This window comes from Arthrobacter sp. PM3 (genome assembly GCF_003352915.1).
Classification (GTDB): domain Bacteria; phylum Actinomycetota; class Actinomycetes; order Actinomycetales; family Micrococcaceae; genus Arthrobacter.
On record NZ_CP022314.1, the window covers coordinates 885626 to 900173 of the forward strand.

Annotated in this window: 11 protein-coding genes; 9 read left to right on the forward strand and 2 right to left on the reverse strand. The window is 68.1% G+C overall.

Annotation, left to right across the window (positions count from 1 at the left end; genetic code table 11):
* Positions 1 to 31 precede the first annotated feature (31 nt).
* Together CFN17_RS04190 and CFN17_RS04195 are read left to right on the forward strand one after the other, a co-directional pair.
* Positions 32 to 886 carry a LysR substrate-binding domain-containing protein gene (locus CFN17_RS04190; protein ID WP_208750108.1) on the forward strand — a complete coding sequence of 285 codons (855 nt, stop codon included), beginning with the start codon at positions 32 to 34 and terminating at the stop codon, positions 884 to 886.
* A gap of 219 nt (positions 887 to 1105) precedes the next feature.
* Complete coding sequence (locus CFN17_RS04195) at positions 1106 to 1501, forward strand: hypothetical protein (RefSeq protein ID WP_261792355.1); 396 nt, start codon at positions 1106 to 1108, stop codon at positions 1499 to 1501.
* Positions 1502 to 1657: 156 nt separating this feature from the next.
* On the opposite strand, the gene CFN17_RS04200 is transcribed toward CFN17_RS04195, so the two are convergent.
* A complete protein-coding gene (locus tag CFN17_RS04200; protein ID WP_208750109.1) occupies positions 1658 to 5206 on the reverse strand; it encodes a bifunctional proline dehydrogenase/L-glutamate gamma-semialdehyde dehydrogenase in 3549 nt (1182 codons plus the stop codon).
* Positions 5207 to 5541: 335 nt separating this feature from the next.
* Entirely contained in the window at positions 5542 to 7005 is a 1464-nt protein-coding gene (locus tag CFN17_RS04205) for an amino acid permease (protein WP_208750110.1), read from the reverse strand.
* 143 nt (positions 7006 to 7148) lie between these two features.
* Here CFN17_RS04205 and CFN17_RS04210 point away from each other — a divergent pair, with 143 nt between their 5' ends.
* From CFN17_RS04210 to dctA, 7 genes are all read left to right on the forward strand, one after another.
* Complete coding sequence (locus tag CFN17_RS04210; protein WP_208750111.1) at positions 7149 to 8096, forward strand: LysR family transcriptional regulator; 948 nt, start codon at positions 7149 to 7151, stop codon at positions 8094 to 8096.
* 75 nt (positions 8097 to 8171) lie between these two features.
* Positions 8172 to 8600 carry an aspartate 1-decarboxylase gene (gene panD, locus CFN17_RS04215; protein WP_208750112.1) on the forward strand — a complete coding sequence of 143 codons (429 nt, stop codon included), beginning with the start codon at positions 8172 to 8174 and terminating at the stop codon, positions 8598 to 8600.
* Positions 8601 to 8732: 132 nt separating this feature from the next.
* Positions 8733 to 9659: an AEC family transporter gene (locus CFN17_RS04220; protein ID WP_208750113.1), complete on the forward strand. Its 927-nt coding sequence runs from the start codon at positions 8733 to 8735 to the stop codon at positions 9657 to 9659.
* Positions 9660 to 9727: 68 nt separating this feature from the next.
* Positions 9728 to 10858: an FAD-dependent oxidoreductase gene (locus CFN17_RS04225; RefSeq protein WP_208750114.1), complete on the forward strand. Its 1131-nt coding sequence runs from the start codon at positions 9728 to 9730 to the stop codon at positions 10856 to 10858.
* Positions 10859 to 10890: 32 nt separating this feature from the next.
* The gene (locus CFN17_RS04230) at positions 10891 to 11784 is read left to right on the forward strand and encodes a LysR family transcriptional regulator (protein ID WP_208750115.1); all 894 of its coding nucleotides are present in this window, start codon (positions 10891 to 10893) and stop codon (positions 11782 to 11784) included.
* Between the two features lie 134 nt (positions 11785 to 11918).
* Complete coding sequence (locus CFN17_RS04235; protein ID WP_208750116.1) at positions 11919 to 13016, forward strand: tartrate dehydrogenase; 1098 nt, start codon at positions 11919 to 11921, stop codon at positions 13014 to 13016.
* A 121-nt stretch (positions 13017 to 13137) separates the two neighbouring features.
* Positions 13138 to 14547 (forward strand): C4-dicarboxylate transporter DctA, encoded by a 1410-nt coding sequence (gene dctA, locus CFN17_RS04240; RefSeq protein ID WP_261792356.1) that lies wholly within the window; start codon positions 13138 to 13140, stop codon positions 14545 to 14547.
* Position 14548 lies beyond the last annotated feature (1 nt).

A 14548-nucleotide genomic window follows, 5' to 3' on the forward strand; every position in this document is an offset into this window, starting at 1 on the left:
CGTTGCTTGCGGCAGCCGACCCGGGAGACACATGTTCGAACCCGCCCAGCTCCGTTCCTTCCTGGCCGTCGCCGAAACCCTGAGCTTCACGAAGGCCGCGGAACGCCTCGGCCTGGCGCAGCCCACGGTGAGCCAGCACGTGCGCAAGCTGGAGGCCGCTGCCCGGCGCGTGCTCATTGCCCGGGACACGCGGGACGTGCGGCTGACGGACAACGGCGACGCGATGGCCGGGTTCGCCCGGAGCATCCTCGCCGCGCACGACGCCGCGGCCCGTTACTTCTCCGGGTCGGCCATGCGCGGACGCCTGCGCTTCGGCACTGCCGACGACCTCGCCATCACGGGACTGCCCCGCATCCTCCGCGAGTTCCGGCAGATCTACCCGCAGATCAACCTCGAACTCACCGTGGGCCAGAGCGACCAGCTGTACAAGCGCCTGAACGCCGGGCAGCTGGATCTCGTCTTCGTCAAGTGGGTGGCCGGCGCCAAGGACGGCACGGTGGTCCAGCAGGACGCCTTCGCCTGGGTGGGCCTGGAGCAGACCGTGCTGGATCCGGCCGACCCGGTGCCGCTGATCGCCTACCCCTCCCCCAGCCTGAGCCGGAAACTGGCGATCGACGCCCTCGAGGCCACCGGCCGGACCTGGCGGATCACCTGCACCACGCGGCAGATCAGCGGCGTGCTGGCCGCCGTCCGGGCCGGCATCGGGGTGGCGGTCATGCCGTCTTCGCTGGTGCCGGAGGACCTGAAGATCATCACCCGCCGCTTCGATCTGCCGCCCGTGGGCGACGTCGACTTCACGCTGATCCGCAATCCGCTGGCCAACACCGAGGTGATCGACGCCCTCACACAGGCGATCGTCGGCCGGACCTTCAAGCGCCCGGCCTGAGCCGCCGGCTCCGCCGGGGTACCTACGCGGAAGGCTACCCGTGCGGGCAGGAGTACTTACTTGACCGTTGAACCGTGCAGGTACTTCATCTATCCTGACACTACTCAAGATCAACAGTTCGAGGTCAAGCAGAGGCCAACGACAACGATTCGAAAAAACGAACGCTGTCCGTCGCTGATGCCTTGTGGCTGGCGGCGGCCCGTTCGGGATAGGCCGACAATGATGCCAGCCATAAACCACCCCCGATTGTCCACGCCGGCCGCCGCCCACGCGGCAAGGGCCGTCCGGACGGCCGCCCCGCCGGTGCACCACACCGCCCCGGCGCAACACGCAAGCACGGCCCAGCACTCCGGCACGGCGCACCATCCCAGCCTTGGCCGCCGGGGAATCCTCCCGCCCACCCTGGCGGAATCCGACTTTGTGGCCAGCCCGTACTGCGAACGCTGCGGCACGGACGAGTTCATTTACCTCGAGACCTTCGTCCCGGCCACGCACCGCCGGGACGGCTCGGTCAGCAAGCTCGGCGAGGTCACCTACTTCTGCTCGGGCTGCGATGACTACTCCGCCCATGCGGTACCGGCAGCGTGGGTGCCGCCGGGCTGGTACTTCGGCTAGGCCTGCGGCTACGCCCGCAGCAGTGCAGCCCCCAGCGCAGCCCCCTTAACGCCATCGCCGCCGCGGAGCACCGGAGGATGCTGCGCGGCGGCGACAGTGTTTTGGCACACCCCGGCTAACTGCCTGGCGCGACAAAGCTAATCTGGCACACCCCGGCTAAATCAGGGCGTCCGAGAGGTGATTCGGCGTGCCGAAGCGGTGCGCGGTGATGCTGATGGCCTGCTCATGCAGGAAGGGCAGCAGTTCGACGCGTCCGGCTTCCGTGACCGGGTGGACGTAGACCGCCAGGTCGGGGCGTCCGCCCGTGACCTCGGCCAGCGCCTTGGCGTCCCCGCCGATCAGCCTGATCCGGGCGCCGGACAGTTTGCCCGCCGCGGCGAGCCTGCCGGCGGACGCCAGCCACTCGGCGTCGTTCTCCACAGTGGCGTTGACGCCAAGCCCGGACAGGACGGCACGCAACCGGGCGGGGAGTTCGACGGCGGTGGAGACCGTCAGCGCGGACCCGGCCAGGACACCGGCCGCGACGGTCCGGACGAGCCCGGCGAGCGGCTGGCCCTCCGCGAGGCGGACCGTCATCGGCAGGGCACGGTAGCGGAAGACGTTGCGTTCCGCGCTCAGGCCCGAGACGTCCTTGGCGGTGCCGAACTCCTCGGCCCAGGCCCGGGCGTCGGAGGCCAGCGCACGCTGCAGCGGCGCGAGTTCCTCGGCCGTCAGGATGCCCTTGGCTGCCTCTTCGATCCGGCGGACGCCGGAGTGGACGGCCGCTGCCGGGGTGCCGGTTGTTGCGGCGGGCTTGCTGACCCACTCGCCGAGGCCGGCCAGGTAGTTCGGGCCGCCGGCCTTGGTTCCGGCGCCGACGGCAGACTTCTTCCAGCCGCCGAACGGCTGGCGCTGGACAATCGCGCCGGTGATGCCGCGGTTGACGTAGAGGTTCCCGGCCTGGATGGTCTCCAGCCAGAGGCCGAGCTCGTCCGGGTTCAGCGAATGCAGGCCCGCGGTCAGGCCGTACTCGATCTGGTTCTGGATCGCGATGGCCTCTTCGAGGGTGTCCGCCGTCATGACGCCGAGGACGGGGCCGAAGAACTCGGTGAGGTGGAAGTAGGACCCGCGCCGGACCCCGGAGCGCACGCCGGGGCTCCACAGCCTGCCGGTCTCGTCGAGCTTCCGGGGCTCGACGGCCCAGGTCTCGCCCTCGCCGAGGGTGGTCAGGGCGTTGAGGAGCTTGCCGCCCGCGGGCTCGATGATCGGGCCCATCTGACTCGCCGGGTCCTGCGGGTAACCGACCTTGAGCGAGGTGACGGCGTCGATCAGCTGGTTGTGGAAGCGCTTGGATTTTGCCACGGAGCCGACCAGGATCACGAGCGAGGCCGCGGAGCACTTCTGGCCGGCGTGGCCGAACGCGGAGTAGGCCACGTCCTTGGCCGCGAGGTCCAGGTCCGCGCTCGGGGTGACGATGATGGCGTTCTTGCCACTGGTTTCGGCCAGGAGCGGCAGGTCCTTCCGGAAAGAACGGAACAGCTCGGCGGTCTCGTAGCCGCCGGTCAGGATGACGCGGTCCACGGCCGGGTGGGAGATCAGCTGCTGCCCGAGTTCACGCTCGCCGAGCTGGACCATGGTGAGCACATCCCGGGGGACGCCGGCTTCCCAGAGGGCCTCGATCATCACGGCGCCGCTGCGGCGGGCCTGCTTGGCGGGCTTGATGACGACGGCGGAGCCGGCGGCGAGCGCCGCGAGGGTGGAGCCGGCCGGGATGGCGACCGGGAAGTTCCACGGCGGGGTCACGACGGTGAGCTTCGAGGGGACGAACGTGGCGCCGTCGACGTCGTCGAGCTTGCGGGCCGATTCGGCGTAGTAGTGCGCGAAGTCAACGGCCTCGCTGACCTCGGGGTCGCCCTGGTCGATCGTCTTGCCGGTCTCGCTGGCCATGACCTCGAGGAGGTCGGCGCGGCGGGCCTCCAGGACGTCTCCGGCCCGGTGCAGGACCGCGGCGCGCTCGGCGCCGGAGAGGGCGCCCCAGGCCTTGCCCTTCTCGAGCGCGGTTTCGATGGCGGCATTGAGGGTGGCCTCGTCGCTGATCGTGGCGGCCTCGACGGCCGCGTTACCCAGCGTGGACGTGGCGACGCGGCCCAGGATGGCGCGGCCCCAGCTCCGGTTAGCCGGCAGTGAAGGGTCGGTGTCGGGGGTGTTCGCGAACGCATCATGCGGCAGCGGTTCGGCCGGGAGGGCACGGTTCTGCCGGCGGTTCGGCGGCGGGACCTCGTCGTCGAGCTTGGCCAGGGACGCCAGGAAGCGCTGCTTCTCGCGCTCGAAGAGCGATTCGTTCTCGGAGAGCTCGAAGACGGCGGACATGAAGTTGTCCTGGCTCGCGCCCTCTTCGAGGCGGCGGATCAGGTAGGCGATCGCGACGTCGAACTCGGCCGGGTGGACCACCGGCGTGTAGAGCAGGAGCGAGCCGACATCGCGCTTGACGGCTTCGGCCTGGCCCTGCGCCATGCCGAGCAGCATCTCGAACTCGATCGCGGATTCCACTCCGCGCTGCTTGGCCAGCAGCCAGGCGAAGGCGATGTCGAAGAGGTTGTGGCCGGCGACGCCGATCCGGATGTTGTGGACCCGGTCCGGGTGCAGCGAGTAGTTGATGACGCGCTTGTAGTTGGTGTCCGAGTCCTGCTTGGTGTTCCAAGTCGCCAGCGGCCAGTCGTGCAGGGAGGCCTCCACCTGCTCCATTGGCAGGTTGGCGCCCTTAACCACGCGGACCTTGATCGCGGCGCCGCCGGCGGCGCGGCGGGCTGCGGCCCACTCCTGCAGGCGGATCATCGCGGCGAGCGCGTCCGGGAGGTAGGCCTGCAGGACGATGCCGGCCTCGAGGTCCTTGAACTCAGGCTTGTCCAGGATCCGGGTGAAGACCGCGATGGTCATGTCCAGGTCCTTGTATTCCTCCATGTCCAGGTTGATGAACTTGGCCTTGCCTCCCCCGGCGGCAAAGGACGCGGCGCGGGTGAAGAGCGGGGTCAGCTTCTCCACGACGTGCTCCACGGCCTCATCGAAGGCCCAGGCGGAGTGCGGGGCCACCGTGGAGGAGACCTTGATGGAGACGTAGTCGACGTCGGCGCGGGAGAGCAGGGCGTGGGTGCCCGCGAGCCGGCGGGAGGCCTCGTGCTCGCCGAGGACGGCCTCGCCGAGGAGGTTGACGTTGAGCTTGATGCCGTCCTTGCGGATCTTCGCGATCGCCGGGCCCAGCTTGGCGTCCGTGGCGTCGACGATCAGGTGGCCGACCATTTCGCGGAGCACCTTGCGGGCCGCCGGGATGACCACCTGGGGCAGGACCGGGGCCATGGTGCCGCCGACGCGGACGGCGCTGCGCATGTACCAGGGCAGGAAGGCCGGGACCTTGGGAGCCAGGGCGGCCAGGTTGCGGGCGGCGACCTGCAGGTCCTCGGGGCGGACGACGCCGTCGACGAACCCGACCGTGAAGTCCAGCCCGTTGGGGTCCTTCAGGACTCCGGCGAGCTGCTGGGCCGAGGCGTCGACCGGCATCTTGGCGGCTTCGGTGAGCCAGCGGCGCACCAGCGCGACGGTGTCCTCGGCCAGGGCGGCGGCCTCAAGGACGGGGGAGCCTTCCGATACGGCGTGTGTGGCCGTGCTTCCGGCTGCGTTTCCGGTGGATGCGCCGGTGGGTGCGCCGGGCTCCGTGGAGATGTTGGTCATGGCTGGAACTCGTTCTTTCTCAAAATGTGGACCTCTTAGGAATCAGTATGCGACCGGATTTTCATAAGATAAAGCGATGTTTTCCGAGCAATACCAGTTAGAAAAGCCAACGATTTTTCGACCCGCCCCGCCCCCAGACCCTCCCTCACTTCCTGCCCCTTTTCAAGCGTCCCTCCCTCACTTCCTGCCCCTATTTCAGGCGGCCCTCCCTCACTTTTCGCAGCGAAACGGCAAACCCTCTCCCACTAGATGAGAGAGGGTTCGTCGATAGTGGCCCGGATCTGAGGGAGCGTCCGGTGAATTGCCGCAGAAAGTGAGGGAGCGTCGGGTGGGGGCTAGGTGAGGGGACGGTGCATCTCCACGATCTCCTCGTGCCGCGGGCTGTCCGGGTTCATCAGCGAGTTCTTGCGGCCGTAGGTGAAGTAGATGATCAGTCCGATCACGAGCCAGACGCCGAAGCGCAGCCAGGTCTCCCAGTGCAGCTGGAACATCAGGAACAGCGAGGCGAACACACCGAACGCCGGCACCACGGGCATCAGCGGCAGGCGGAAGGTCCGCGGAGTGTCGGGGCGCTTGTAGCGGAACACGATCACGGACACGCAGACGACGACGAACGCGGCCAGGATGCCGATGTTGGTCAGGTCTGCCACTGCCTTGATCGGCAGGATGCCGGCCAGGACGGCGGCGCCCGCGCCGGCGATCCACGTCACGCGCTGCGGCGTGCCGTGCCTGTCCGTCTTGGCGAACCAGCCCGGGAGCAGGCCGTCGCGGCTCATCGAGAACCAGACACGGCTCACGCCGAGCAGGAACGTCAGCATCACGGTGAGGATGGACAGGACCGCGAACACGGAGATGATCGTCGCAATCACCGGCAGCCCCACGCTGTTGAACGCGGAAGCGAACCCCGCCTTGGGGTCGATCTGCGTGTAGTGCTGCATGCCGGTGAGCACCAGGGTGGCGGCGACGTAAAGCAGCATGGCGATGATCAGGGAGTAGATGATCGCCCTCGGCATGTACTTCTTGCCGTCGATCGACTCCTCCGCGGCGGTGCTCATGGCGTCGTAGCCGAACACGGCAAAGAACACCGTGGCGGAGCCGGCCACCACGGGGCCGAACCCGCTGGGCATGAAGGGATCATAGTTGTGGGCGTTGATGTAAAAGACGCCCAGACCGATGATGAACAGGATCAGCACGACTTTGATGGCGACGGCGACCAGTTCGAAGCGCCCGAAGGTCTTGGTGCCCCGGGAAAGAATCCAGGTCACCAGCAGGCAGACGAGGATGGCAGGGAGGTTGATGATGCCACCGGTGCCCTCGTCCGGCGTCGCCGTCATCCAGGCGGGCATGTGGATGCCGATGCCGGAGAGGAAGGCGTCGAAGTAGCCCGAGATGCCGATGGCCACCACGGCCACGATTGCGATGTACTCCAGCAGCAGGTCCCAGCCGATGAACCAGCCGATCACTTCGCCGAGGGCAACGTAGCCGTAGGTGTAGGCCGAACCCGCCCGCGGGATCATGCCGGCGAATTCGGCGTAGGACAGCGCCGCGGCGGCGGACGCCAAGCCGGCGATGAGGAACGAAACGAGCACGGCCGGGCCGACACCGGGTTCGCTCTCGCTGCCGTGGGCCACAAGGCCCGCCAGGGAGAAGATGCCGACGCCGATAATGCCGCCGACGCCGATTGCGGTGAGCTGCCAGAGCCCCAGGCTCTTATGCAATCCGCTGTGTTTGCTTTCCTCTTCAATGTCGTCAATGGGCTTGCGCCGCATGATCGACCGCGCCAGGTCTTGTGTAGCCATGAGGGCCTCCTTGCTCAGGTATGACCTCCATCAATCCGCCCTGTGATGGGGGTTAGCGAGTGACAACAGTATGCAAGCCCCATTGCATTAGATAAAGTGAATTCTCTTAATCAATAACCATTAGAATTCGCTAAGGAATTGCAATGCTCGACGTCCGGCGGTTGCGGCTTCTCCGCGAACTGAAAATCCGGGGCACGCTGGCCGAGGTGGCGGAAGCGCTTCAGTACAGTCCGTCGTCGGTCTCGCAGCAGCTGGCCCTCCTGGAAAAGGAGGCCGGAGTGGAACTTCTCCGGAAAACCGGACGCCGGGTACAGCTGACCCCGCAGGCCGAAGTCCTTGTGGCCCACACCTCCCAGCTCCTGGAAACCCTGGAACAGGCCGAAGCGGACCTGGCCGCCTCGCTGACCACCGTCACCGGCACCGTCCGCATCGCGGTGTTCCAGTCGGCCGCGCTGGCACTCATGCCCGGAGCCCTGACCCGGATGTCCGCCAGCTACCCCGAAGTCAGGGTGGAAATGACCCAGCGGGAGCCGGAAACGGCCCTCCACGAGACCTGGGCACGCGACTTCGACCTCGTGATCGCCGAACAGTACCCGGGCCATGCAGCCCCGCACTACGCCGAACTGGACCGTGTGGCACTGACCAGTGACGCCATCCGGCTCGCCGTTCCGCCGGCGTCGCCGGACCGCGCCGCCGTCAAGTCGCTCGCGGACACCGCGACGCTGCCCTGGGTGATGGAGCCCCGCGGCGCCGCTTCCCGGCACTGGGCCGAACAGGCCTGCCGGAGCGCTGGATTCGAGCCCGATGTCCGGTTCGAAACCGCGGACCTGCAGGCCCAGATCCGGCTGATTGAGTCAGGCAATGCGGTGGCCCTGATGCCGGACCTCGTGTGGACCGGCCGCGGCACCAGCGCCCAGCTGCTGGAGCTGCCCGGAGACCCGCACCGCACGGTGTTCACCTCGGTGCGGCGCTCCAGCGCCAAGCGGCCGGCCATCCTGGCGGCCCGGGAAATCCTTGCGGCGACGGCGGCCTCGATCGCCCCCGCGGCGGACGGCGCACCCGACCCGGCCCCGGGGGACCGGCACGTGTAGCCGGCGGCCGGACGCCTGCCTGGTGTGCGCCGGGCCACAGCGCGCGTCGTGGCCCCGCGTTAGACTGGTGACGTTATGAATCGAACAATGTTCAAATCCAAGATCCACCGCGCGACGGTCACGCACGCGGACCTTCACTATGTCGGTTCGGTCACCGTGGACCTGGATCTGCTGGAGGCGGCCGACATCCTCCCCGGAGAGCTCGTGGCGATCGTCGATGTCACCAACGGCGCCCGGCTGGAGACCTACACGATTGCCGGCGAACGCGGTTCCGGCGTGATCGGCATCAACGGCGCCGCCGCCCACCTGATGCACGAGAACGACATCGTCATCCTCATCACCTACGCGCAGATGACCACCGAAGAGGCGAAGGCCTACCACCCCAAGGTGGTCCACGTGGACCAGGACAACAAGATTGTCCAGATCGGCGACGACCCCGCGGAGGGGATGACCCCCGGGCTCCTGCGCCCGCCGCACGCGTTGAACAACGCCGCGCTCAACTAGGGCACCGCCCGCCGGGCGTAACACCGGCACAATACCGTCGGGCGTAACAGGGCCCGCCGGGCGAATAAAAGATGATTACTCTGGGACGGTGACCTTTCCCCGCCGACCTCCCGCCATGTTGCGGACAGCCGCGTGCTAGGGGTACTGGCAGGCTTCTTCGTCGTCTGGTTCATCATCCTGGTCGGCATGTTCGTCGGCCGGCGCAACATCCTGGGCGAGAACGCCCGCAACGTCCTCAGCGCCCTGACCTTCTTCGTGGCGAGTCCCGCCCTGCTGTTCGAGACGCTCAGCAAGGCCAAACTGCATGACGTCTTTGCCGCACCGCTGCTCGTCACCGCGGTCGGTGCGGTGACGACGGCGGTGCTGTGCTTCGGCATCGTGCGCTTCGCGCTCAAGCGCCCCATGCCGGAAGCCCTCATCTCCTCCATGAGCGCGTCCCTGGCCAACTCGGCCAACCTCGGCATCCCCGTCGCCGTCTTCGTGCTCGGTGATGCCAGCTACGTGGCGCCCCTGCTGATCTTCCAGCTGGCCTTCTTCACCCCCGCCTACCTCATGGCCCTGGACGCAACCACCAGCACACACCGCACCACGCCGCTGGGGTTCGTGCTCATGATCCTGCGGAACCCGATGATCGTGGGCTCCGCCCTGGGCCTCGCGGTGGCCGGGACCGGCTGGCAGGTGCCGCCGCTTCTCATGGAGCCCATCCACCTGATCGGCGGGGCGGCCATCCCGGCAATGCTGATCGCGTTCGGCATGAGCCTGAACGGCTCCCGGCCGCTGCAGGCCGCCGGCGGACGGCGGCTGGACACGCTGCTGGCGAGCTTCTTCAAGCTCATCGTCCACCCCTTGGTGGCGTACCTGTTTGCCCGCTATGTCATGGGCATGCAGGAGCAGGCACTGTTCGCCGCCGTGGTCACGGCCGCGCTGCCCACGGCCCAAAACGTGTTTGTGGCGGCCAGCCGCTACCGCACCGGCGTCACAGTAGCCAAGGACACGGTGCTGATCACTACGGTAGTAGCTGTGCCGGCCATGATCGCCGTGGCCCTGCTGCTGGCCTGACCCCGGCTGGTCGTGGCCGGCTGGCCCTGCCCCGTCGGGCAGGCCGGCACCAACCCCGAGGAGGACCCTTGAGCACAACCCTGGACACGGTGGTCATTGGCGGCGGCGCGATGGGTTCGGCCAGCGCGTGGGCCCTGGCGCGGCGCGGCGTGGCCGTGACCCTGCTTGAGCAGTTCGGGCCCGGCCACCGCAACGGCGCCTCCCACGGCACCACCCGCAACTTCAACCCCGGTTACGCGGACCCGGACTACGTCGCGATGCTGGCGGAATCCGCGCGGCTGTGGAGTGAGCTGGAAACGGACAGCGGCGAGCGCCTGCTGGCGCCTACCGGCGTCGTGAACCACGGCGCCGACCCGAGGCTGCCCGACGTGCAGGCGGCGCTGCGGGCCGCCGGGCTCCGCGCGGAGTTCCTCTCCGCCGCGGAAGCCGCCGAACGCTGGCGGGGTATCCGCTTCGACCGGCGCGTCCTGCACATGCCCGACGGCGGCCAGCTGAACCCGGACGCCGCGTTGCCTGCAATGCAGCGGCTCGCCGCCGGCCTGGGTGCGGAGATCCGCCACCACGTGAAGGTCCTGGAACTGCAAGTCCTCGACGACGGCGTCCGGCTCACGCTGCAGACCGGCGGCCGAACCGAGGTGCTTTCGGCGCGGCAGGCCGTGGTCACCGCCGGCGGCTGGACCACCAAGCTGCTCGCCGGGGCGGCGCCGCTGCCCCGGCTGACGGTCACCCAGGAACAGCCCGCGCACTTCGCCATCACGGACCCGGACGCCCAGTGGCCGGGGTTCAACCACACGCCCGGCCGCGGCGAGGCGTACGCGTACTGGCGGTCGCCGGTCTACGGCATGCTCACGCCGGGCGAGGGCGTCAAGGCCGGCTGGCACGGGGTGGGCCCCGTGGTGGACCCGGACCGGCGGACCTTCGCCCCCGAGCCCGAACAGCGGGCGGCCCTGCAGCGCTACGCCCGGGATTGGCTGCCCGGGGTCGACGCCGACTCCCTCACCGACGTCAGTTGCACCTACACGACCACCCTGGATGAGAACTTTGTTTTGGACAGGATCGGCCCGGTGGTCATCGGGGCCGGATTCTCCGGGCACGGGTTCAAATTCACCCCCGCCGTGGGACGGATCCTGGCCGACCTCGCCACCGGCGACGGCGGGGCGCCGGCGATGTTTTCGGCGTCCCGGCCCGGCATCCGGTAAGCGCACTCAACGGACCTGCGGCAGGAGCTGGCATGGACACCCGGAAGCTGAAGTACTTTTTGGCCGTCGTCGACCACGGCGGGTTCAACCGCGCCGCGGAGCATCTGCTCATCGCCCAGCCGTCGCTGTCCCAGACCATCGCCGGGCTGGAGCGGGAACTGGGCGTCCCCCTGTTCCACCGGATCGGCCGGCGGGCGGTGCTGAGCGAGGCGGGCAAGGAACTTGTGGGTCCCGCGCGGCTGGTGATGCGCGACCTCGACGCGGCACAGTCCGCGGTCCAGGCGCTGCGCGGGATCCGCAGCGGACGGCTCGACATCATCACCATGCCGTCGCCCGGGATTGAGCCGCTGACGTCCATGATTGCCTCCTTCACCCGGGCCCACCCTTCGGTGCGGCTGAACGTCAGCGCCGCCTTTACCCCTGAAGAGGTCATCGAATCGGTCCGCAACGGCAGCTCCGAGATCGGGCTCGCGGGCTCCGCCACGCCGGTCCGGGTTCCCGGCGTCCAGGTACTGGAGCTGGAGCGCCAGCCGCTGATCCTGATCGTCAATCCGCACGCCGATACCTTCGCGGCGGGGACGGCGATCCGGCGCGAGGATCTGGCCGGCCACCGCCTCATCGCCAGCCAGCGCGGGTCCCTCATGCGGTGGCTGGTGGACGACGCCCTGGCCCGCGGCGTCGCTGCCGAGATCGTCGTCGAGGTGGCGCACAGGACCTCCATCCTGCCGCTCGTGCTGGCCGGCGTCGGCCACGCCGTCATGCCGTTCTCCTGGGCGCCGACCGCCCGCAAGTCCGGGCTGCGCACGCTGCTGATCGAGCCTGTCGCGCATCTGGAAGTAGCAGTCCTCAGCCGCAAGGAGGACCTCACCCCGGCTGCGAAGGCCTTCCTGGACGTCGCGGGGGAACACACCGAGGGCGCCCGCTGATCGGACGCAACCGATAGGGCATGCCTATCAGTCGTATCCAAAGTAAGTCTTGGACGCGGACGGAGCGCAGACCGTCTACTGGATGAGGAAGGGCAGTGTGACGCTGCTAACAGACTCAACGAGGAGGTCGGCACGTGAGCGCCACCCAGACATTCAGCATCGCTTCAATCCCCGCGGACGGGGTCGGCAAGGAAGTTGTTTCCGCCGGCCGCCGCGTCATGGACGCCCTGGCTGCGAACTCCAACGGCAAGTTCGCGTTCGAGTGGACCGAGTTCCCCTGGGGCTGCGGCTACTACGAAAAGACGGGCCGGATGATGGACCCCAAGGGGCTGGAGGCGCTGAAGAAATTCGACGCGATCTACTTCGGCGCCGTGGGCTGGGAAAACGTCCCGGACCACATCAGCCTGTGGGGACTGCGGCTGAACATCACGCAGAACTTCGACCAGTGGGCCAACATCCGCCCCGTGAAGTTCCTCCCCGGCGTGCAGTCCCCGCTGCGCAAGGCCGACAACACCGAGCTCGACTGGATCGTGGTCCGCGAAAACAGTGAGGGCGAGTACGCCGGGCTCGGCGGGCGCAACCTCAGCGGCCGCGGCCCCGGCAACGAGGTCGCCCTGCAGACCGCGTTGTTCACCGAGAAGGGCTGCGAGCGGATCATGCGGTTCGCCTTCGACCTCGCCCGGACCCGCACCGTGAAGAAGGTCTCCTCGGTCACCAAGTCCAACGCCCAGCAGTATGGCATGGTCCTCTGGGACGAAACCTTCCAGCGCGTGGCCCTGGACTACCCGGACGTGGCGACCGAAAGCGTCCTGGTCGACGCCATGAGCGCCAAGTTCATCCTGCACCCGGAGGAGCTCTCGGTCGTCGTCGCCTCCAACCTGAACGCCGATATCCTCTCCGACCTCGGCTCGGCGCTGGCCGGAAGCCTGGGCCTGGCCGCCAGCGCCAACCTGAACCCGGAGCGCCGCTTCCCGTCCATGTTCGAACCCGTGCACGGCTCCGCCCCTGACATTGCCGGCAAGGGCATCAGCAACCCGATCGGCGCGATCGCCAGTGCTGCCCTGATGCTGGATCACTTCGGCCTGCACGAGGAAGCCCGCCAGGTGGAGGCCGCCATCGAGCAGACCACCGGCGCCGGCTACCTGACACGCGACGTCGGCGGCGATGCCGGCACGGACGACGTCACCGACGCCATCATCAAGGCCCTCACCCACACCCTGGCCGCCGTCTAGCCCTGCGATCCCCGGCGCGGGCGGTGCCGCACACCGCCGCCGCCCGCCCCGGTCCAGCGCAGCTCAGCTCCTTCATTCTTCAAGCACCGAACCATTCACATTCCACAATGAGGTAGGAATCATGGGACACACCACCACCGCGGGCACCGCCACGGCAGCCCACAGCCCGGCCCCCAAGACACGCTGGTACAAGCAGCTGTACTTCTGGGTTCTAACCGGCATCGTCCTCGGCGTCCTGGTCGGCTGGCTCGCCCCTGCCGCGGGCATCGCCCTGGAACCGATCGGCACCACCTTCGTCAACGCCATGAGGATGCTGATCGGCCCGATCGTGTTCCTGACCATCGTCGGCGGCATCGCCAGCGTCGCGGACCTGAAAAGGGTCGGCATGACCGGCCTGAAAGCCCTGACGTACTTCCAGATCGGCACCATCTTCGCCCTGCTGTTCGGCCTGGTGGCCATCAACATCTTCCGGCTCGGCGACGGCGTCAACGCCAATGCCAGCGCGATCAAGACCACGGACTCCGCCGCCAAGCTGATCGACGCCGGCGCCCACCAGGAATGGTGGCAGTTCCTGACCCACATCATCCCGACCAGCATCGCCGCACCCTTCGTGGAAGGCGACATCCTCCAGATCATCTTCATCGCCGTGGTCTTCGGCATCGCCCTGAACGCCATGGGCAAGGTCGGCGCGCCCGTCCTGGACGGGGTCCAGCGCCTCACAGGGGTCATGTTCAAGATCCTCGGCTTCATCATGAAAGCCGCTCCCCTGGGCGCGTTCGGCGCGATGGCGTTCGCCGTCGGCAAGTACGGCGTCTCCTCCCTGTCAAGCATGGGCGGGCTGATCGTCCTGTTCTACGCCACCTCGATCCTCTTCGTCATCGTGGTCCTCGGATCCGTCATGGCCTTCCTGAAGCTGAACCTCTTCAAGATGATCCGCCACCTCAAAGAGGAGTACCTGCTCATCCTGGGCACCTCCACCGCCGAGCCGGCACTGCCGGGCCTGATGCGTAAACTCGAGCACGCCGGCGTCAAGAAGGAAACGGTCGGGCTGGTTGTCCCCACCGGGTACAGCTTCAACCTCGACGGCGCCGCCATCTACCTTTCGCTGGCCGCCGTTTACATCGCCCAGGCCACCAACACCAGCCTGAGCATCGGCCAGCAGCTCGGCCTCATCGCCGTCATGCTGCTCACCTCCAAGGGCGCGGCCGGTGTCGCCGGCGGCGGGTTCATCGCCCTGACCGCCACCCTGGCCACCATCGGCACCATCCCGGCCGCCGGCATCATGCTCATCTTCGGCATCGACAAGTTCATGTCCGAATGCCGGGCCCTGGTGAACTTCACCGGCAACGCCGTCGCCACCTTGTTCATCGCCTGGTGGGACAAGACCCTGGACGCGGACCGCGTCCGGCGGGTCTTCAACGGGGAAACCGTGGAGCCTGCCCGCAGTGACGACCCGGTCCGCCCCGACAGGGGCGCCGCACCCGATGAAGACCTGGCCGACCGCCGCCTCGCCTACTCGGAAACCGCCTGAC

Excerpts from the sequence above, each read along its gene's own strand:
- panD (WP_208750112.1), top strand. The coding sequence starts at position 8,172 with ATGAATCGAACAATGTTCAAATCCAAGATCCACCGCGCGACGGTCACG.
- CFN17_RS04195 (WP_261792355.1), top strand. The coding sequence starts at position 1,106 with ATGATGCCAGCCATAAACCACCCCCGATTGTCCACGCCGGCCGCCGCC.
- CFN17_RS04210 (WP_208750111.1), top strand. The coding sequence starts at position 7,149 with ATGCTCGACGTCCGGCGGTTGCGGCTTCTCCGCGAACTGAAAATCCGG.
- CFN17_RS04200 (WP_208750109.1), bottom strand. The coding sequence starts at position 5,206 with ATGACCAACATCTCCACGGAGCCCGGCGCACCCACCGGCGCATCCACC.
- CFN17_RS04190 (WP_208750108.1), top strand. The coding sequence starts at position 32 with ATGTTCGAACCCGCCCAGCTCCGTTCCTTCCTGGCCGTCGCCGAAACC.
- CFN17_RS04205 (WP_208750110.1), bottom strand. The coding sequence starts at position 7,005 with ATGGCTACACAAGACCTGGCGCGGTCGATCATGCGGCGCAAGCCCATT.
- dctA (WP_261792356.1), top strand. The coding sequence starts at position 13,138 with ATGGGACACACCACCACCGCGGGCACCGCCACGGCAGCCCACAGCCCG.
- CFN17_RS04230 (WP_208750115.1), top strand. The coding sequence starts at position 10,891 with ATGGACACCCGGAAGCTGAAGTACTTTTTGGCCGTCGTCGACCACGGC.